Annotated in this window: 17 protein-coding genes and 1 pseudogene; 10 read left to right on the top strand and 8 right to left on the bottom strand. The window is 69.0% G+C overall.

What is annotated here, in order from left to right:
* The first annotated feature begins 772 nt into the window (after window positions 1-772).
* Window positions 773-1474, top strand: coding sequence for a hypothetical protein (locus SSP24_RS16575; protein ID WP_141310324.1), 702 nt, complete (start codon window positions 773-775; stop codon window positions 1472-1474).
* A gap of 104 nt (window positions 1475-1578) precedes the next feature.
* Here SSP24_RS16575 and SSP24_RS16570 read toward each other — a convergent pair whose 3' ends face one another.
* The 4 genes from SSP24_RS16570 to SSP24_RS16555 all read right to left on the bottom strand — a co-directional run bounded on the left by SSP24_RS16570 (window position 1579) and on the right by SSP24_RS16555 (window position 3717).
* A complete protein-coding gene (locus SSP24_RS16570) occupies window positions 1579-2178 on the bottom strand; it encodes a DUF6417 family protein (protein ID WP_141310323.1) in 600 nt (199 codons plus the stop codon).
* 78 nt (window positions 2179-2256) lie between these two features.
* A complete protein-coding gene (locus tag SSP24_RS16565; protein WP_141310322.1) occupies window positions 2257-2775 on the bottom strand; it encodes a proline dehydrogenase in 519 nt (172 codons plus the stop codon).
* A gap of 83 nt (window positions 2776-2858) precedes the next feature.
* On the bottom strand, window positions 2859-3119 hold the full coding sequence (locus tag SSP24_RS16560) for a hypothetical protein (protein ID WP_141310321.1): 261 nt from the start codon (window positions 3117-3119) through the stop codon (window positions 2859-2861).
* 358 nt (window positions 3120-3477) lie between these two features.
* The gene (locus tag SSP24_RS16555; RefSeq protein ID WP_141310320.1) at window positions 3478-3717 is read right to left on the bottom strand and encodes a hypothetical protein; all 240 of its coding nucleotides are present in this window, start codon (window positions 3715-3717) and stop codon (window positions 3478-3480) included.
* 389 nt (window positions 3718-4106) lie between these two features.
* On the opposite strand from SSP24_RS16555, the gene SSP24_RS16550 reads away from it, so the two are divergent.
* Complete coding sequence (locus SSP24_RS16550) at window positions 4107-4970, top strand: MmyB family transcriptional regulator (RefSeq protein WP_141310319.1); 864 nt, start codon at window positions 4107-4109, stop codon at window positions 4968-4970.
* Window positions 4971-5111: 141 nt separating this feature from the next.
* On the opposite strand, the gene SSP24_RS16545 is transcribed toward SSP24_RS16550, so the two are convergent.
* Entirely contained in the window at window positions 5112-5513 is a 402-nt protein-coding gene (locus SSP24_RS16545) for an MBL fold metallo-hydrolase (protein ID WP_141310318.1), read from the bottom strand.
* Window positions 5514-5550: 37 nt separating this feature from the next.
* On the opposite strand from SSP24_RS16545, the gene SSP24_RS43520 reads away from it, so the two are divergent.
* Both SSP24_RS43520 and SSP24_RS16535 read left to right on the top strand, forming a co-directional pair.
* Window positions 5551-5937, top strand: a complete 387-nt coding sequence (locus tag SSP24_RS43520; protein ID WP_218037091.1) for a site-specific integrase — start codon at window positions 5551-5553, stop codon at window positions 5935-5937.
* Between the two features lie 120 nt (window positions 5938-6057).
* Window positions 6058-6264: pseudogene (locus SSP24_RS16535) on the top strand (SbcC/MukB-like Walker B domain-containing protein); the annotation flags it as partial.
* A 208-nt stretch (window positions 6265-6472) separates the two neighbouring features.
* On the opposite strand, the gene SSP24_RS16530 reads toward SSP24_RS16535, so the two are convergent.
* A complete protein-coding gene (locus SSP24_RS16530) occupies window positions 6473-10126 on the bottom strand; it encodes a LamG-like jellyroll fold domain-containing protein (RefSeq protein WP_229865618.1) in 3654 nt (1217 codons plus the stop codon).
* Between the two features lie 370 nt (window positions 10127-10496).
* On the opposite strand from SSP24_RS16530, the gene SSP24_RS16525 reads away from it, so the two are divergent.
* The 6 genes from SSP24_RS16525 to SSP24_RS16500 all read left to right on the top strand — a co-directional run bounded on the left by SSP24_RS16525 (window position 10497) and on the right by SSP24_RS16500 (window position 17537).
* Entirely contained in the window at window positions 10497-11543 is a 1047-nt protein-coding gene (locus SSP24_RS16525) for a LacI family DNA-binding transcriptional regulator (RefSeq protein ID WP_141310317.1), read from the top strand.
* Window positions 11544-11680: 137 nt separating this feature from the next.
* Window positions 11681-12931, top strand: coding sequence for a sugar ABC transporter substrate-binding protein (locus tag SSP24_RS16520; protein ID WP_141310316.1), 1251 nt, complete (start codon window positions 11681-11683; stop codon window positions 12929-12931).
* 20 nt (window positions 12932-12951) lie between these two features.
* Entirely contained in the window at window positions 12952-13923 is a 972-nt protein-coding gene (locus SSP24_RS16515) for a carbohydrate ABC transporter permease (RefSeq protein WP_141310315.1), read from the top strand.
* Entirely contained in the window at window positions 13923-14744 is an 822-nt protein-coding gene (locus SSP24_RS16510) for a carbohydrate ABC transporter permease (protein ID WP_229865611.1), read from the top strand. The genes SSP24_RS16515 and SSP24_RS16510 overlap by 1 nt, the downstream gene beginning before the upstream one ends.
* Window positions 14745-14794: 50 nt before the next feature.
* Window positions 14795-16537: an amylo-alpha-1,6-glucosidase gene (locus tag SSP24_RS16505; protein WP_141310313.1), complete on the top strand. Its 1743-nt coding sequence runs from the start codon at window positions 14795-14797 to the stop codon at window positions 16535-16537.
* A gap of 166 nt (window positions 16538-16703) precedes the next feature.
* Window positions 16704-17537, top strand: coding sequence for an SDR family oxidoreductase (locus SSP24_RS16500; protein ID WP_141310312.1), 834 nt, complete (start codon window positions 16704-16706; stop codon window positions 17535-17537).
* An 8-nt stretch (window positions 17538-17545) separates the two neighbouring features.
* Here the strand turns inward: SSP24_RS16500 and SSP24_RS16495 are convergent, their stop codons facing one another.
* Entirely contained in the window at window positions 17546-19237 is a 1692-nt protein-coding gene (locus SSP24_RS16495; protein ID WP_141310311.1) for a DUF885 domain-containing protein, read from the bottom strand.
* Between the two features lie 33 nt (window positions 19238-19270).
* On the bottom strand, window positions 19271-19762 hold the full coding sequence (locus tag SSP24_RS16490) for an Lrp/AsnC family transcriptional regulator (RefSeq protein WP_141310310.1): 492 nt from the start codon (window positions 19760-19762) through the stop codon (window positions 19271-19273).
* Window positions 19763-19808 lie beyond the last annotated feature (46 nt).

The following is a 19808-nucleotide window of genomic DNA, read 5'->3' as shown; positions in this document are numbered from 1 at the left end:
ATCCATGCAGTGTAGGCCCATTCACAGAAGAGTCATGCAGTGCTGGACGCCCTCACCGTCTCGCTGTCACCGACCGGCACGCTTGATCGGGTGGCGTTCACAGACTTCCCTCAACATTCAACGACAACAACCAAGTTTCACCAAAGGCGTCGCCAAGAACCGCCTCTGAGGGGAACTGTGCGGCCACCCCGCGCATCTGGCCCGCATGGGCCAGGTGCTGCCAGCTGACGCGCTTCAGCAACGGGCCAAGCGGCTCGATCTCCTAACCCATCCCGTTTCCTCGTCGAGCGTTCGACAGTGTGGAGTTCACTGGCCGACCGCAAGCGTGCCAAGGCGTCCACCGGCTCCTGTGTGGAGAGCCCTTCAAGCAGCAGCCGTCCAGCGCGACCAGGACGCCCACGGGGACGAGTGGGAGTACTTCTACCGGGCGTGGGTTGTCACTCCTTGAAGTTCGTGCTAAGGATGCCCGGCAGCCAGGTGACGGCCGCACGGTCAGCTCCCGACAGCATCGCCAGTACCGCAGCTGCGGCCCACGAATCTGGGGCGGCAGCTCGCCGCCGTCCGGCCTGGGCGGTGCGGTTTCCTGCCGGCGTGTGGCATCGGCGCCGTGCCATGTCGGTTCCCTTCTCTTCGAACGCTGTTCCGGTTGGCTCTGCGCGGTCGAACGCTGCGCGATGCCGTTATCGCACCAGCTCGTAACGGAACCGATCTGACGACAGTGGGGGGTCTGTAACCGCCGCCCGGCGGTCGGGGAGAGCTGTAACGTCGGACCGTGCCTGGCAAGACGACGCCGAGTCCGGCCGATCAGCAGCTCATCGAATACGCGCAGCAGCTCGACCTCACGGTGTCGGCGAAGCAGTTGGCCACCTGGCGAAAGCAGAAATGGCCCCTGCTGCCAGGGAACACGCAAGTGAGGCTGGGCAGGGGCAAGGGCACTGCCTCACACCCAGTGCCGGAAGCGTTCGACCTGGTGGTGGCGCTCGCTCGCCACGCGGGCCGGGGACGGCGCCCGAGGGACCTGGCACTGCTGCTATTTGGCGAGGGCCTGCCGGTACCGGAGGCAACGGTGGGGGCGGCATTTGCCTCCGCCGTGGACAGCATCGCCCTCAACCTCGGTGCAAAGGCCCACGACGAGCACACGAAGATGGAGTCGGACGAGGATCAGATCGCGCAGGCTGCTGCCCAGGCGGTTGCCGCTGCCACGAGCATGACCCTGGTGCCAACCCGGGCCCGGCGGATCGATGAGCGTATTGCCCGCTACTTCCGCGATGCTGGAGTCGCATGGCCGCCGAAGGAACTCGCCGCCCTGGACTACAACCCTGACCCCGTACCGTTCACGCCGAAGGATGCGACTCACGCGGCCGTAACTGCTGTGCTCAGCGGAGGTTCTTCAGTCACGAACCTATGCGGTCACAGCACTAGAGATCGGGGTCGCAGCCGGAACGCCCGTTCAAAGTATGGCCATATGACGTAACCACAGGTGTCGCAGCGTCAACTTGCCTTGCTCCTAGCGCCTCCGCTACCGCTCGGCTTCATCAATGAGGGCCCCACCATGCCTAGGTGTCTGGTGGGGCCCTTCTACGTTTCGCCCGTGATTGTGACGGCCGTGTCGGTGGGCCTTGGTCTGCTGGGCTGGAGCCACTGGCCCTGGTAGGTGAAACCGAGGTGATCAAGGCCGCGGGCTGTCGCCCTGCGGCCTTGGAGCGGCTCTGCCCGCGACCGATTACCCGGTATGTGCGGGTACGTCACTGAATGTCCGGTTGTTTCAGCGGAGTCGGCTGTGCTTGTCTGCGGGCGGTGGATGATGCCGTAGGTGCGGCCGAAGCGGTTGGCTGCGGTGACGTGGCCCCAGTGCCCCTCCAGATAGAAGGCGTACGCGATCGAGGCCACCTGCTCATCGGTCACATGCAGGAGCCATCGGTTGGTTTCGGCCACCACGAGGCGCTCGACGCTGTCGCGGCTCAGCCCAAGCGATTCGGTGGCCCACCCGTGAGAGGAAGCTCGATGCGCTGTGCGGAGCGCCTCCAAGAGTGCGTACTGGCCCTTGCTGCGCCCCATCCGCCCCTGCCTTTCGACACCGTTCCACCAGGTCGCGGCCGTACCGGCTGTGAGGGCACGGTAGTGCAGCCCACCCGCTACTGCGGCTGGCTCCGGCCAACAGCCGTAGCTGTTGGACATGCCTTGCGCCTGTCGAACGTCCCAAGCTACTCAGTACCTCAGACTTTCCGGTGGTCATACCGGTCAGGGTTTGCTGAGTCAGTTCGTGTTGCCGATGACGCTGCGGGCCGCGAGGCGGAAGTCCTTGACCGCCTGGTAGAGGATGCGTTCTCGTTCATCAGCAAGGGCAGCGTCCTCGGCTTTGCGGGTGGTGTCTCCCTTGTGAGCGTTCTCTGCCAGCCGCCGCATGACTCGGGAGAGGTCGCTGGAGGCGTGGGTGACTCGCTCGGCGACGTCCGCGAGGGCAGCAGGTCCTTCGAGGATCACGACTTCGGCAGCGCGGTGGACCTCCCGCGCCAGGGCGATGAAGCGGCGTATCTTCTCGTCGACGTCGGGCAGGTCGGGGTCGTCGGAACGCAGCGCGTCGAGGATGGCGTCCATGGCAATGTCGCGGTCGTGGAGCGCGCTGAGGTAGCGGGCGTATGCGTCGCGGCGGTGCTGGCGGCGCCACTGATCATGCTGCGCACGTGCTTGTGTCCGGCCGCTCACGATCGCGGCACCAAGAGTGGCGACAGAGCCGACAGCGGCGCCGAGCAGTGCGGCAAGTCCTGCGTCCATGGGCTCAGTCTGCCGTCGTTGTCGTTCATTCAGTGCGCCGAGGCTTGGTCCCCGGTGCCAGGCGAGAGCGAGGCGGCTGGAGACTACTGACCGCCCGGTCGGGCGGTGTGGCTCCAGGCTTGCCGTACGGCTTGGAGAGCGCGGCAGACGTCGTCCCGGCTACTGAAGCCGTGCAGGCTCATCTGCGGATTCTCCGTGCTCTGGCCGATGCGTGTGTAGCCGTGCCAGCGGCCGCATCCGTTGCATTCCGGCGTCGGGAGGCAGCGGAAGACGTCACCGACCCACTCGTGATCGTCCGTGTAGGCGGGGTATCCGGAGAGGTGGCGCTCGTAGGCAGTCTTCACAAGCCCTGCATGGATTCGGTAGGCGTCGTCAGTTCGCTGAAGCTGGGCACAGGCTCGCGGCTGTCAATAGGTGGAATTGGTCCGTCGACACTCCCCACCGGCCACCGCTACCTGACTGAGATCGGCTCTCGCGCGAGCGGAGGCCGACGCTGCGCGCCGTCGCGTCGAAGGCGCCTGCGGGTCGGAAGGCGCTGTGCATGCCGGTGCGGATGCGATATCCCAGGTTGGTGGCCCTGTTCAGTTTCGCGAGTGTTTCGATGTGCGCCCATTCGCCGGGCCACTCCCGCAGGACCTGGGCCGTGTCGTACGCCTCCTGGCTGCGTCGCTGGTTGGGCAGAGGAACGAAGCGGGCGTGCATTCAGGAAGCTCCGTCGGTTGACTGTGCGGTTTCGGCGAGGTCCCGGATCCGGACGGCCGTGCGCCACTGGGCATCGGTCAGGTGCTCACACAACTCGTTGGCCAACTGGGCGATCCTTTCCAGGGCTTGCGCTGTTGTGGTGCCCAGGCTGGCCTCGGAGAGGGACGTGGCCCGCTCGACGGACGGGGCGGCGGGCGCGTGGGGCGCCGCCGGGGCGGCCGCGCGAGCAGGGCAGGTCACGGTTGAGGGTCCTCGGGGTGGGTCAGCGGTTGTTGCAGCGGCAAGTGTTGGAGATGACGTTGAACCAGCTGTCGCATGAGTTGCACCAGACAGATCCGGGTGCGGGCGGGATGTCCGAGCGTTTGGCGGTGCGGTCGATCACGAGGGCTGGATCTCCTTTTGTCAGAAGGTGTCGGGGAGTTGGGCGCGGGGCCCGTCGGGGGCGAGGACGGTGATGATGTTGTCGAGGTCCTTGGGGCGCCACAGCGCGGTTTCGAAGCCGCACGCTGCGAGGTGCTTGAGCCAGTCCCGCTGCTCCGGGCGCAGCCGTCCGGTTCGACTTAAGAGTCCATGACAGCGCAGGTCTCCTTTGATTTGAGTTCTCTTTACCTTTGGGAGCAGTACCTCACATGGGCGACCTGCCATCGATCACGCGGATGCTCCGTGCTTGGCGCAAGGCACGCGATCCAAAGGCCGTCCCCGGCTTCACCGCCCGTTATGGCACACGGCGCAGGAACGGCCTCACCCAGGCCGAGGTCGCCTACCTAGCAGGGGTGACCGAAGGCTGGTACAGCAGGCTCGAACGCGGCGTGCCCGGTACCTACAGCGACGAGTTCCTCGACAGCCTCGTCCGCATCCTCGGCCTCAACGACGCCCAGCGAACCCACCTCTTCCTCGAGGTCACCGGACGCGAACCGGCACCCCTCTGCCGCCCCGACGTCGGCACGATCGACCCCGTCGTGTCCCAGATGGTCCATCGCCTGCCGTGGCCCGCCTACACCTTCGATCCCCGTTGGGACATACGCGTCTTCAACGAGGCAGCCGCCCGCGACTTCCCGTGGATGCTCCACGGCGTCAACGTGATGATCTGGGCCTTGACCTACCCCGAGGCCCGATTCCAGCTCATCGACTGGGAAGAAACCTGGACCAAGCCCATGGCCTCCCAACTCCGCATCGCCTGGCGCGCCAACCCACACGACGCCCGACTCGCCGAGGTCGTCCAGCACATTAAGGAGGCCGACACGATCGCCGGCCGGATCCTTGAGCATGACGTCACCACCGTCACCCACCCCGATGGCGACCGCCGCCGCCTCTACCTCCCGCACCGGGACGAGGAAGTCGAGGTCGAATTCGTCGCCTTCGGCCGGCTGGGCAACAACATTCGCCTCATGGTCGTCATGCCCGGTGACGTCGCTCAGCAGGCCAGCGACGCCATGCCCTCCACCATCGCGAGCGTGCTCGACGGCACCCCCGCAACTCCCGCTTCCGCGTAGGAGGCCGCGGTCTGCGTGAACAGCCGCTCCGGATGCGCCCACGAGCCGACGTGGCCCGCCATTACCAGGCGGGCCGCGTCGGCCAGCGGCACACCGCACCGTGCGTGCCCCGTCGCCTCCTCAGTCATCTGAGACAGGCGGTCACGGATCTCTGCAACGCCGCTGCGGTCCAACAGCGGCCCGTGGCCCGGCACGAACACGTCCGCGCCCGTGTCCAACAGCGTCTGGCACGCCCGGATGCAGCCGCTCAACGACCCGGACCACCACCATGTGCACCCCGGAGAACAGGGCGTCCCCGGCGAACACCACATCCTCATCCGGCACGTGCACGGCGACGTTGCCCGGACTGTGCCCCGCTCCCAGGTCAATCAACTGCATCAACACGGTGCCGACCTTGACGTCCTCACGGCCGTGGAGGGTGCGCGTAGGCCCCATCACGGTGATGCCGGTGAAGTCGAAGTGCGCGAAGTGCCGGGCGACGTACGCGGCAGCCGCACCCTTCCTGCCCGAGTGGATCAGTGCCGTCAACTGCTCGGGCCCCATCTCGTGACACAGACCAGCGGCCCCCGCCACGGACGTGATGATCTCCGCCCTGGGCGACCTGCGCCACTGCGCCGCATCACTCAGCCTGGCCGCCGGCCTATCCATGAAGGCGATCCCAGCCCTGCTCGGCCACAGCAGCTACCAGCTCACTGCCGACACTTACACCAGCCTGCTGCCACAGTTCGAGCAGGCAGCCGCCAACGCACCCGTTGACTTGGTGCCGCGCCGCAACGGCGTCGAAAAGCCCAGCGATCAGCAAGCCACTGCAGCCGAGGGGGACTCCACACAGTCGCCCACCCCAGTCCCTGAGGGAGGCCAGGCTCAGCAAGATGCGACACCCGCCTCGGTTGCGGAAGTAGCAGGGGATCGCCATCTGCGCGTCGTACGGCCCGCCCCTCGGGATGAGGTACAGGACGCCGCCTGATCACGCTGTCCCCCGTTCGTCCCCCGCCATCAAAGAAGCCCCTCGCAGATCACTCCGAGGGGCTTTTCGTACCCCATTCTACCTGCTCAGAGCTGGTGCGTCCTCGGATGTCGAACCTGTGAGCCCCTCTTCATCGACGAGGGCTTCGGCAGCCTGGACGACCAGACCCTGGACGAGGTGCTGGACGTGCTCGACGCACTGCGTGAGCGGGGCCGCAGTGTCGGCATCGTGAGTCATGTGGCCGATCTGCGGCGGCGGATTCACGCGCAGTTGGAGGTGGTGAAGGGGAGATCGGGTTCGGTGCTGCGGCAGCGCGGCACGGGCTGATCCGTCTCACCGGCATCGCGGCCGCCACCTGAATCCCGGACGCCGGCATCGCGGCCGCCCACCTGAATCCCGGACGCCGACGCCCGGGTCCGCCGACTGTGACGGACCCGGGCGCCGGCTTGTGGCACCGGCGGCGAAGAGGGCGTTCTCCCGCCGGGTGGGGGACGCGGTGCACCGCTACCCGCCCTCACCGCCGGCGGTGGTCACCTCATCGCACCTCCCGCGCGTACGGCGCGACGGTGATCCGGTCGATCAGCGGCGCGTAGCGGGAGCGGAGCAGTACGCCGGGGAAGGTGTCCGAGGCGTAGGTGGTGCCGTCGAAGTTCGGCAGTTCCTCGGAGCGGAAGGCGATCGTGTTCTGGCCCTTCTTGAGATGGACCGGGACGGTCAGCTCCCAGAAGTTGTTCTCGTGGAAGCTGTGCGGGAAGCCGACGCGCCGCATCTCGCCGCCGTTGACGGTGATGTCGGCGTGGCGGGCGAGCGGGTCCGGGTTGTAGTGGGTGGCTTCGGACTGCTCGGGGTTGGAGTAGCGGATGCGCAGCGCGTACAGGCCGGCCCGGTCGGCGGCCACGGTGAACGTCGCGGTGTTGCCGTTGCCCGGGTCGCCGCCGATACCGGTGATCGCCGTGCCGTCGGTGGCCAGGGACAGCGGGGTGAGCGTGGCCGAGCCCGCGAGCTCGGCGTCCTGCGCCTCGTACGTCCGCGCCTTGAGCGCGCCCTCGGTGGGCGTGACCGTGAGGCGGTCGACGAGGGTGGCGGACGAACCCCCGGTCAGCGTCATCTTGTTGACGCCGCCCGAGAGGGAGACCGCGACGCTGCTCCTGCCCTTGGCCAGGCGCAGGACGTCGTGGTCGTTGACGGAGAGCCGGGCCCCGGAGCCGCCGAGGGTGTCGACCTCGAGGGTCGCCTCGCGGTCGGCGGGGGAGTAGACCCAGAACGTGGCCGTCTGGCCCTTCGCGAGCCGGGCGGCGCCCGAGCCGGTGGCCGCCCGCTTCGGCAGGTCGTAGACGGGCCGCGCCCCGCCGCCCAGCCAGGCCAGCTCGCCCTCGTACACCTGGGTGCCGGCCGAAGCCTCGGCGAGGGACAGGGTGAGGCGGTCGACGATGGCGTCACCCTTGGTGGCGCGCTTGCCGTCGGCGCTCTTCGCGGCGAGTGTCAGGGTGTGCTTGCCCTTGGTGAGGTGGACCTTGGTGTCGGTGTGGTCCCACACCACCCACTTGTAGCCGAGCGGCAGGTACAGCTCCTGCTCGCTGTCCGCCTTCCCGTCCACGCGCAGGAAGACGTTGGTGGGGCCCTGCTCCTTCACCTTGTCGAAGGTGTTGAGGGAGTTGGCGAAGACGCTCAGGTCGTAGGTGCCGTCCTCGGGCACGTCCACGGTGAAGTCGAGCGTGACGTCCGAGCCGGTGCGCAGACCGCCGACGTCGTAGCCGCCGGACGTGTAGAACTTCGACACGTCGCGCGGCGAGCCCTCCGGCCCGTTCTTCGTGTAGCCGGACCCGGTGTGGGCGGCGTCCTCCGCCTCGTACGAGCCCTGCCAGCGCACGGGCGGGGACTGCGTGCCCTTCGCCTTCCCGGCGGGGCTGAGGACGATCTCGTAGGCCGAGGACTCCTTGAGCTTCGGCAGCCCGCCGTCACCGAAGTCGACGACGACCTTGCCGTCGGCACCGACCTCCAGGTTCGTCTCCGTGAGCAGCTTCGGGCCGGAGTTGTCGCCCACCTGGCCGCTCCACTCGATCTCCTTCACCCAGGCGTGCACGCGGTCCCCGAAGATCTTCTTCGGGACGTTGTCGAAGGTGATGTGTCCCTTGCCGGTGGAACCGCCGAAGATAAGCCGGGACTGCTTCTTCTTCTCGTCGAGCGTGGCAACGCCCTGCATGGTGTAGTTCTCGCCGGGGAACGGCGGCGTCACCTTCACCGTGTGGCCGCTCATCGAGGCGTACGAATGCAGCAGCCACCACTGGCCATTGCCGCGGTTGGACTGCACGGCGGAGTCGGAGAGGTTGCCGTCGATGTTCCAGTACGCGATGTCGGCGTCCACCTTGGACTCCTCGATCGCGGACACCCACTGGATCATCTGGCCCGGGACCGAGGTGTGGTAGTTGAAGGCGTACTCGTTGATGTTGATGGGGAGTTGGGTGCCCTCCCTGTCGGTGCCCTTGAACAGGTCCTTCTCCCATGCCCGGTACTTGGCGACGCTCGCGCGCACCGCCTCCGGGTGGCTCAGCTCGTGCCAGGTGATGACGTCGGGCATGGTCCCGGCGGCCAGGGCGTGGGTGAGGAAGCCCTTCACCTGGTCGTACAGGACGCTGGTGTTGGGGCCGGCGATGCGGGCGTCGGGCATCTTGCTCTTGATGAGCTTGTAGAAGTCGTCCCAGGCGGCGAAGTAGTCATCGGGGTCGTTGAGCCAGCTGACCTTGTTGTAGCTCCACTCGCCGGTGCCGAACATGTTGCCCTCGGGCTCGTTGAACGGCACGAAGACGATGTTGTCCTGGTACTCCTTCGGCAGCTCCAGGACCTGGTCGACCTGCTTGACGATCTTCTCCCGGTAGAGCTTGAGCTTCTCCTCGGGGGTGTCGCCCGGCCACTGGTACGGGAAGCCGCGGTGGATGTCCGTCATGTAGATGTACACATCACCGTCGGTGGAGTCGGCCAGCGGCTTCACCACCTCCAGCGCGTCGGCACCGGGGTGCTGCGGACCGTCCTGCGCCTTGGTGGAGACCGTGCGCAGGCCCATGCCCTCCATGAGGTTGTTGGTCGGGACGTCCGGCCCGTACACGCCGTAGAGGGTGCCTGACGCACCGCCGTGGAACTTGCCGGTGTCCGAGCCGAGGTCGACGGTGAGCTGACCCTCGCGGACCACGGTGACGGTCGCCTTCACCGCGCGCCCGGCCGCCGTTCCCGCCACCGTGAACGTGCCCGGCCGGGCGTACTTCTCGGGCGGTACGGCGTCCCAGGTGATCGATGTGTCGCGGTCGTAGCCGTCGGAGTAGGACGAGCGGACGGCGGCGGGGAGGGACGGGGCGGTCCCGGCGGTCGTACGGACCTCGAAGGACGTCTTCGAGAGCTCCTGGAGAGTGGGCACGGTCCCGACCGTACCGGCCACCTGCTCGGCGCTGAGCGCCGAGTGCCACACGGTGAAGTCGTCGACCGCGCCCTTGAGGAGCGGGTCCGGCCACAGGGACTTGCCGATGTAGCCGGCGGCCGTGGCCGAACCGTCCAGCAGCTCGTTGGCCTTGATGCCGGTCTCGGCGGAGGAGACCGCGACGCCGTCGAGGTAGGTGGTGAGCCGACGGGCGGTGGAGTCGAGGGTGACGGTGACCGTCCGCCACTCGTTGGCGGGAAGCATCGCGTAGCCGCGGACCTGTGCCTCCGCGCCGCCTCCGCCGGTGGTCACGGAGGTCTGCAGCACCCCGCCGTTGTTGTACGGGGTGGCGAAGAGGTACTTGGTGGTGTTGGTGCCCAGGTCGAAGATCCGCTGCCAGGACGACTTGTCGCCGCCCCACTTCACGCGGGCGGAGACCGTCAGGTCGTCGGCGTCGCCGACCACTTCGCGGGGCAGGCGGACATACGCGCCGTTGGAGGTGGGCGCCCCGCCGGGCAGGGCGAGCGCCTTGCCGCCGTCCGCGCCGGTGACGGACTGGGCGGTGGAGCCGTTCACGAGGCTCGCCGTCAGGCCGTTGCCGGAGCTGTCGGTGATCGTGCCCGAGGCGAGGTCGTCCTGGTCGAAGGTGTAGCGGGCGGCCGGCTGGGGCGCCTCGGCCGCCAGCGCGGGGACGGCGGGCGCGGCCAGCAGGCCCGCCCCGAGAGTCAGGGCTATCGCGGCCGGGGCTCGGCGCCGCGCGGATCTGTCAGCGGATGGCATGGATTGCGTCCTCAATCCTTGAGTAACGGGTTCCGGTGATGCGGCGTCGAATCGGTTCGACCGCACGCGTCACGGAGGCAGATCAACTCTTCGAGACTGCGGGGATGGCGGCCCCGCGCCTCGGGGACTGTGCGGAACGGGCAGACGGTTGCCGGAAGGATCGCTTCATCGAACCGGTTCGCGAAGCTAGCACCGGGAAACGCGGCCCAGCAATCCCTCCGACACAAGGAATTTGCGGGGCCGCACAGGGTTTCTTGAGTGGTGTCCGGGGTGTTGACAGGGGTTCGAGCTGTTCCTACCGTCACTGCATGCGAACCGGTTCGACAACCGGCATCCGCCCCCCTCCTCCGGTTCGAGCAAGGAGTCGCCCGTGAACATCGGTGAGATCGCCAAGAGAGCCGGTGTCTCGCGGAGCACGGTGTCCTACGCGCTGAGTGGCAAGCGCCCGGTTTCGGAGGACACGCGCCGGAGAATCCAGCGGGTCGTCGACGAGTTGGGCTACCGGCCCAGCGCCAGTGCCCGTGCCCTGGCCAACGGCCGGACGAGCACGATCGGCCTGGTCTTCCCACCGGCCGGGAACCACTACACGGGGATGCAGCTGGACTTCATCGGCAGCGTGGTGGAGGCCGCCGCGGTCTACGACTACGACGTGCTGCTGTCACCGAGCGGCGTGGACAGCGACCGTTCCTTCCAGCGGCTGCTGGGGGAGCGGCGGGTCGACGGCGCGATCCTGATGGAGATCAGGCTGGAGGACGACCGGGTCGATCACCTGGCCGCACTGGACTTCCCCTCCGTCGCCATCGGCCGCACCGCGCATCCCGAGGGCGGCTGGTGGGTGGGCCTGGACCACACCGCGCTGGTGGAGGCGTGCGTCCACCATCTCGCGGATCTCGGCCACCGCCGGGTCGCCTTCGTCAACCGCCCCGAGCAGCTGCTGCGGACCGGGTACGAGTCCGCCCACCGCGGCCTGGACGGCTTCACCAAGGCCGCGGCCGAGCGCGGGCTGACGGTGCGGACGTACTGCTGCGGGGACGACGCCACCTCGGGTCAGGCCTGTGTGGAACGGATCCTGCACGACGATCCGGCCACCACGGCCCTGGTCACCCTGAACGAGGCCGCGCTGGGCGGCCTCTACCGGGGCCTCGCCCAGGCGGGCCGCCATGTCCCGCGCGACTTCTCCCTCACGGGAGTCGTGGCCAACCGCTGGGCGGAGACGGTGACGCCGCAGCTCACCGCGGCGGACGTACCGGCGGCCGCGATGGGCCGGCTCGCCGTCGAACTGCTGGTGGAGCGGCTCGACCATCCCGGCGCGGCTCCCCGGCACCACCTCCTCACGCCACCCATCTCCCTGCGCGCCAGCACCGGGCCCGCAGGCACCGCACCCACCATCGACGCCGGGCCCGGTACGACGCCCTGACCACACGACGGGTGACCGCCCGTCCTCCTGCTTCACCTCGCTGATCGCTCGAACCTCACATCAGTGCCGTTCGGCGTGCCCGCTTGCAGCAACCCCGTGCCCTCGGCACCCGCAATGCCCGAACAAAGGAACCCGCGATGAACAGCTCCTCCAGACAGCGCCGTCTGACCGCCGCAGCCCTGACGGCCCTGGCGGTGGCCATCAGTGCCACCGCCTGCTCCTCCGGCTCGGGCAGCGCCGACGCCAAGGGCGCGGACAGCGGCACGTACACCATCTGGGACCCGTACCCGCAGTTCGACAAGAGCTCGGCCTGGGCGAAGTTGCTGGACAAGTGCGGCACCGAGGCCGGTGTGAAGATCAAGCGGACCGCCTTCGACACCAGCGACCTGTCGAACAAGGCCCTGCTGGCCGCCCAACAGGACAACTCCGCGGACCTCCTCATCGTCGACAACCCGGTGGTGTCGACCCTGGCCGAGGCGGGCGTGCTCACCACGACGGACGACAACAAGCTGGACACCTCGAAGGTCGACCCCAACCTGCTCGCGGCCGGCCAGTCGGGCGGGAAGACGTACGGCACCCCGATCGGCGCCAACACCCTCGCCCTGTACTACAACAAGGACGTCCTGAAGGAGGCCAAGGTCGACATCGCCTCGATCAAGGACTGGCCGACCCTGACGGCAGCCCTGGACAAGGTCAAGGAGGCGGGCAAGAAGGGCATCACCTTCTCCGCGATCGGCACCGAGGAGGGCAGCTTCCAGTTCCTGCCGTGGTTCTGGGGCTCCGGCGCCCAGCTGACCGAACTCGACTCCGCCGAGGCCGCCTCCGCCCTGTCCCTGTGGAAGGACTGGCTGGACAAGGGCTACGCGCCCAACTCGGTCATCAACAACACCCAGACGACCAGCTGGCAGGAGTTCGCGAGCGGCGACTACGCGTTCGCGGAGAACGGCACCTGGCAGCTCGCGGGCGCCGAGAAGGCGGGCTTCGACTACGGCGTCCTGCCCATACCCGGCGCCGACGGAGGCAGCGCCGCGGCCCCGACCGGCGGCGAGTTCGTCACCCTCCCGGTCCAGAGCGACACCGGCCGCTACGCCACCTCCCAGAAGCTGGCGACCTGCCTGACCAACACCGAGAACCTGTACGAAACCGACACCACCCTGTCCTACGTCGCCCCCACCAGCGAGGTCCAGGACAAGCAGGTGGCGGCCAACCCCGAGCTCAAGCCCTGGGTGGACGCGGTCAAGGCGGCCAAGGGCCGCACCAGTGACGACCTGGGCACCAAGTACCCGAAGATCTCCGAGCAGTTGTGGAAGGCCGTCCAGTCCGCTCTCAGTGGCTCGAAGTCTCCCAAGGACGCGCTGAGCGCCGCCCAGTCCGCCGCCGGCAACTGACAGCAGTCCAGGGCCCTTTGATGAGTCACACCACACAAGTGCCGCACCGCCGGCCCGTGCCCCGAAAGAGCGGTGCGGCCCCCACCGCACCGCCCCCGCAACGGCGCCGCCCCAGCTCCCAGCAGTGGGCCGCCTGGGCCTTCCTGGCCCCGGTGACCCTCTACCTCGCCCTCTTCTACGCCTATCCGCTGTACCGCAACATCGACCTGAGCCTGCGGAACTACACCGTCCGCTCCTTCGTTCAGGGCGACGCGCCGTTCACCGGCCTGGAGAACTACCGCATCGTCTTCGACGACCCGACCTTCGCGCCCGCCCTGCTCCACACCGTGGTGTTCACGGCCGTGTGCCTGGTCTTCCAGTACGCCATCGGCCTGGCCCTCGCGGTCTTCTTCAACCAGCACTTCCGGCTCTCGGCCACCCTGCGGGCCCTGTTCCTGGTGCCCTGGCTGCTGCCACTGATCGTGTCGGCCTCCACCTGGTCGTGGATGCTCAACAGCGACTCGGGCATCGTCAACGCCGCTCTGCACGCCGTCGGCATCGGCCCGGTGAACTGGCTGACTTCCCCGTCCTGGTCGCTGACCTCGGTGATCATCGCCAACATCTGGATCGGCGTCCCGTTCAACCTGGTCGTGCTCTACAGCGGCTTGCAGTCCATCCCCACGAGCCTGTACGAGGCCGCCGCCCTGGACGGGGCGAGCGCCTGGCAGCGCTTCTGGCGCGTCACCTTCCCGCTGCTGCGCCCGGTGTCCGCGATCACCCTGCTGCTGGGTCTGGTCTACACACTCAAGGTCTTCGACATCATCTGGATCATGACCAAGGGCGGCCCGGCGGAATCGTCCACGACCTTCGCCACCTGGTCCTACCAGCTCGGCTTCGGCAACCTGCTGCCCGCCTTCGGCCCGGGTGCGGCTGTCGGCAACCTGCTCGTCGTCGCCGCCCTGGTGTTCGGCCTGGTCTACGTCCGGGTCCAGAGAAAGCAGGCCCTGTCGTGATGCGAAGCCGTAAGCGTACGTGGGGAAAGACGGCCATCGGCCTGCTGCTGACCGGGATCATGCTCTTCCCGGTCTACTGGATGGTGAACGTGTCCTTCACCCGCGACCAGGACATGCGCAAGAGCCCACCCGACCTGTTCCCCCTGAACGGCACCCTGGCCGGCTACCGCACCGTCCTCGACGAGCAGCTGCCCTACCTCGGCACCAGCCTCGTCATCGGCCTGGGCACCGTCGTCCTGACCGTGGCCCTGTCCGCCCCCGCCGGTTACGCCCTGGCCAAGCTGCGCCCGCGTGGCGGCGGCGTCCTCGGCTTCGTCCTGCTGGCCGCCCAGATGATCCCCGGCATCATCATGGCGATGGGCTTCTACGCCATCTACCTCCAACTCGGCCTGCTCCAGTCCGTCCCCGGCCTGATCGTCGCCGACTCCACGCTGGCCGTGCCCTTCGCCGTCCTCATCTTCACCGCGTTCATGTCCGGCATCCCCGGCGAACTGCTCCAGGCGGCGAAGACGGACGGCGCAGGGGCGTTGCGCACCTTCTGGTCGATCGTCCTGCCCATGAGCCGCAACGCCGTCGTCACGGTCTCGTTGTTCGCGTTCCTGTGGTCCTGGTCCGACTTCGTCTTCGCCAGCACCCTGGTCAACGGCGGCTCGTACGAGCCGATCACGCTCGGCATCTACCACTACATCGGGAACAACAACCAGGAGTGGAACGCCATCATGGCCACCGCCGTCGTGGCCTCGCTGCCGGCCGCGGTCATCCTGGTCCTGGCCCAGCGCTACGTCGCCGCCGGCGTGACCGCCGGTGCGGTCAAGGACTGAGTTCCCTTCCCTCTGTTCGAGTCCTGTGCTCGAGAAACGAGTCGCACTCCATGACCGCCGCCCTTCCTGGCCCGGCCTTCTCCGTCCACGACATCCCGTTCAGCACGTACGGATCCTGGTTCGACATCTCGCCCGTGGTGGCGGAGAAGACGTACGCCGAGGACCTCCACCTCGTCTCGCACCAGAACGGCATGCACGCCGTCCTGCGCCTGGTGCCGCTCGACGCCACGACGGGCGAGCGGGCGGAGACCCGCGTGGAGGCGACACCGAGCCTGCTGAGCTGGATCGGCGCGACCGGCCGCCTCGACCTCGCCTACGAGTCGCCGGACACCGTACGCCTGCGCGGTGCGGGGCTGTCCCTGCGCGTTTGCGCGGCAGCGCGGACGCTGACCCCGTTCAGCGGCACCTACTTCTTCCACGACGCGGCCGCCGACGGGTATGTGTTCACGTCGTACGAGACCGGACGCCGCTACCGCGTCACCGTGCTCGCCGGCACGGTGGCCGACACCTTCGGCAGCCAGGCCCTGGGCGGCGCCGACCGCGGCCTCACCGTCACCGCCGACCAGGACGCGGACGGACCCTGGGAGATAGCGGTCGAGGAACTCGACACCGCCCGCGCGCCGTACGCGTCGACGGCGGCCTTCGGCAAGATCGTCGAGGCCGCGCAGAACTCCTTCGCGGACTTCGTCGACACGGCGGCTCCCTGGCGCTCGTCCGCCACCCCGGCCGCCGAACTCGCCGCCTACGTCGTGTGGTCCGCGACCGTACGCCCCGCGGGGCTGGTCACGCGCCCCGGCGTGCTGATGTCCAAGCACTGGATGGACAAGGTCTGGAGCTGGGACCACTGCTTCAACGCCCTGGCCCTGGCGCCCGGTTGCCCGGAACTGGCCTGGGACCAGTACCACCTGCCCTTCGACCACCAGGACGAGACCGGGGCCCTGCCCGACTCGGTCACCCACTCCGAGGTCCTCCACAACTTCGTCAAACCGCCCATCCACGGCTGGGCATTCGGTCACCTGCGGCGCCGGCTGCCCGTTCCTCCCGGCCAGGCCGAACTGGCCGAGACCTACGACCGGCTGGAACGCTGGACCAACTTCTGGCTCACCGCACGGCGCGCCCCCGGCGCGGACCTGCCCCACTACCAGCACGGCAACGACAGCGGCTGGGACAACGCCACCACCTTCGACCCCGAACGCGTGGTCGTCACCGCCGACCTGGCCGCCTTCCTCGTCCTCCAGCTCCACGAACTCGCCGAACTGGCACAGCCCTTGGACAGACCGGACGAGGCCGATCGGTGGGCGCGGGCCGCCGAGGCCACCCAGGCGGCGATGCTCGACCAGCTGTGGACCGGTGACCGGTTCGTCGCCCGGGGAGTCGACAGCGGCGACACCTGGCACAGCTCCAGCCTCCTCGACCTGATGCCGATCGTGCTGGGCGAGCACCTGCCGGACGAGATCAGCGGCGTGCTGGCCGCCCGCATCGAGGCCCACCTGACCGGGCACGGCCTGGCCACCGAGCTGCCGACCTCGCCGCACTACCTCGCCGACGGCTACTGGCGCGGCCCCATCTGGGCCCCCGCCACAGTCCTCATCGAGGACGGCCTGCGCCGCGGCGGACACCACCGGCTGGCGGACGAGATCAGCGCCCGCTTCCGCGCCCTGTGCGAGACGCACGGCTTCGCCGAGAACTTCGACGCCCTGACCGGAACGGGCCTGCGGGACCGCGCCTACACCTGGACCGCCAGCAGTTACCTCCTCCTCGCCGAAGCACACGTACGCCGAGGCGGCCACTGATAACACCGGGGTCATAGGGGCGGGTAACACCGGGGTCATAGGGGCGGGCCGTCTGCACCAGTAAGGGACTGCGGGTGCCGGCGGCGTGTCCCTCGGGCCGTATGAAAACCGCGTGCGTACGAAAACCGCGTGCGTCCCGCCCGCTCGTCGCCCATCATGATCGACCATGCCTCACCTGCCGCATCCCTCCCCCGAAGACCTCCGCCGCGACCCCCTGCCCTTGCGCGGCCGTACCGCCCTGGTCACCGGGGCCAGCCGGCGCGGCGGCATCGGGCATGCCGTGGCCCGGCGGCTCGTCGCGTACGGGGCGAGCGTCTGCCTGCATCACCATGTGCCGCACGATGCCGCCATGCCCTGGGGCGCCGACCGGATCGAGGACGTGGTCGCCTCCGTGCGCGCGGCCGCCGGTGATCCGGAGGCGCGGATCGTCGCCGGGCCCGGTGATCTCGCCGATCCCGCCGCGCCCGCCGAGCTGATCACCACCGCCACCGCGGCACTCGGCGGACGGCTGGACATCCTCGTCGCCAACCACGCCCTCAGCGGATCCGACGGACCGCTCGACGCGATCGACGCCGCCATGCTCGACGCGCACTGGGCGGTCGACACGCGGTCGGTGCTGCTGCTGATCCAGGCCTATGCCCGGCAGCCGGACCGACGCCGTGGCGGGCGCGTGGTGATGATGACGTCGGGGCAGGACATCGCGGGCGGTATGCCGGGCGAGATCGCCTACGCCCTTCAGAAGGGCGCACTCGCCTCGATCACGCGCTCGCTGGCGACGACGCTCGCCGAGCAGGGGGTCACGGTGAACACCGTCAACCCGGGCCCCGTCGACACGGACTACATGACCGGCGACGACTACGCGGCCATCGCCGCGCGTTTCCCCGCTGGGCGGTGGGGCATGCCGGACGACCCGGCCCGCCTCATCGCCTGGCTCGCGACGGACGAGGCGGACTGGGTCACCGGTCAGGTGATCAACTCGGAAGGCGCCTTCCGGCGTTGACGTGACCGTCAGAGGCGGGACAGCTCGTCCACCAGGTCGTCCAGTCCCAGGGAGCCCTGGGAGAGGGCGGCCATGTGCCAGGCCTTGAGGTCGAAGGCGTCGCCGTGCCGCTCGCGGGCGTTCTCCCGGCCCAGCAGCCAGGCGCGTTCGCCCAGCTTGTAGCCGATCGCCTGGCCGGGGATGGTGAGGTAGCGGGTCAGCTCGCTCTCCACGAAGTCCGCCGGGCGGCTGCTGTGTGCGCCGAAGAACTCCTGCGCCAGCTCGGCGGTCCAGCGCTCACCCGGGTGGAAGGGCGAGTCCGCCGGGATCTCCAGCTCCAGGTGCATACCGATGTCGACGATGACCCGGGTGGCCCGCATCATCTGCGCGTCGAGGTAGCCGAGCCGCTGCTCCGGGTCGGTGAGGAAGCCCAGCTCGTCCATCAGCCGCTCCGCGTACAGCGCCCAGCCCTCGGCGTTGGCGCTGACGCCGCCGATGGTGGCCTGGTAGCGGGAGAGGTTCGCGGCGACGTGCGCCCACTGCGCGAGCTGGAGGTGATGGCCGGGGACGCCCTCGTGGTACCAGGTCGACACCAGGTCGTAGACCGGGAACCGGGTCAAGCCCATCGTCGGCAGCCAGGTGCGGCCCGGGCGGGAGAAGTCCTCCGACGGGGGCGTGTAGTAGGGGGCGGCGGCGCTGCCGGGCGGGGCGATGCAGGACTCCACCTTCCGGACCCGCTCGGCGAGGTCGAAGTGCGTGCCGTCCAGCGCCTCGATCGCCTGGTCCATCAGGTCCTGCAGCCACTGCCGGACCTCGTCGACGCCCTCGATGTGCTTGCCGTGCTCGTCGAGGTGGGCGAGCGCCACCCACGGCGTCTCGGCGCCCGGCAGGATCTTGTCGGCCTCCTGCTTCATCTCGCCGAGGATGCGGTGGAACTCCGACCAGCCGTACGCGTACGCCTCGTCCAGGTCGAGGTCGGTGCCGTTGAAGTAGCGCGACCAGCGGGCGTACCGCTCCCGGCCCACCGTGTTCGGCGCGCCCTCGACCGTCGGCGCGTACACCTCACGCATCCAGTCCCGCAGCTCCACCACGGCCGCGCTCGCCCCACGGGCGGCGTCGTCCAGCTCCGCGCGCAGCGCCTCGGGACCGGCCGAGGCGAAGTCCTCGAACCAGCCGCGCCCGCTGCCGTGGGTGTCCGCCCACTCGCCGAGCTGGTCGATGAACGTCGCCGTCGGGCGCGGGCCCGCGTACAGCTTGCGGTCCAGACCCAGCGCGAGGGACTCGCGGTAGCCCGCCAGCGCGGCCGGCACCGCGCGCAGCCGCTGGGCGATCGCGGCCCAGTCCTCCTCCGTCTCCGCCGGTGTCACGGTGAACACCTCGCGCACCGGGTGCACGATCGTGCCCAGGTTGCCGACCGAGCGAAGCCCCTCTTCGGCCTTGTGCACGGCGAGTTCGGCGGTGAGCCGCTCACGCAGCAGGCGCGCACACCGGCGCTCGATGTCACTGTCCGCGCCGGGCGCGCGCTCGGCCTCGTCGAGCTTCGCGAGGGTCGCCCGCGCCAGCTCGGCGAGCGCCTCCTGGCCCGCGGGTGAGATGTCGGGCAGGCGGCTCGAACTCTCCTTCACGCCGAGATAGGTACCGGTGACCGGGTCGAGGGCGATGAGTTCGTCGACGTAGGCGTCGGCGACCTCTCGGGGCAGCGGGCTCTTGGTCTCTGACATGGGGACCATCCTCATACGAGGGGCCACCGTGCGTCACCCGGATTGAGCCGAGGGCGAAGGCGGCAGCAGGGGGCCGCAGTCCCACTGCTGGAAGATCAACCGGGTTTCGACACGGGCCACTTCGCGGCGGGCCGTGAACTCGTCCAGCACCAGCCGTTGCAGATCGGCCATGTCCGCGACCGCGACATGCACCAGGTAGTCGTCGGGACCGGTGAGGTGGAAGACGGTCAGCGACTCCGGCAGCGCCCGGATCCGCTCCACGAACGGCCCCACCAGCTCCCGCCGATGCGGCCTGACCTGCACCGACAGCAGGGCTTGCAGCCCGCGTCCCAACTTGGCCGGATCCAGCCGCAGCTGATGTCCGAGGATCACGCCCGCGCGCCGCAGCCGGGTCACCCGGTCCAGGCAGGTCGACGGCGCGACGCCCACCTGCGCGGCGAGGTCGCGGTAGGTCGTCCGGGCGTCGTTCTGCAACAGCCGCAGCAGATCGAGATCCACCGGATCCAGTACGACAGATTCAGCCATTGTCCGAACGTAACACGGGCCCGGCCCCCTGAGACCCGCTCGGTGT

This window comes from Streptomyces spinoverrucosus, assembly GCF_006539505.1.
In the GTDB taxonomy this organism is placed as follows: Bacteria; Actinomycetota; Actinomycetes; order Streptomycetales; family Streptomycetaceae; genus Streptomyces; species Streptomyces spinoverrucosus.
Note: the sequence above shows the minus strand (reverse complement) of the source record. Positions and strands in the feature narration are given on the sequence as shown.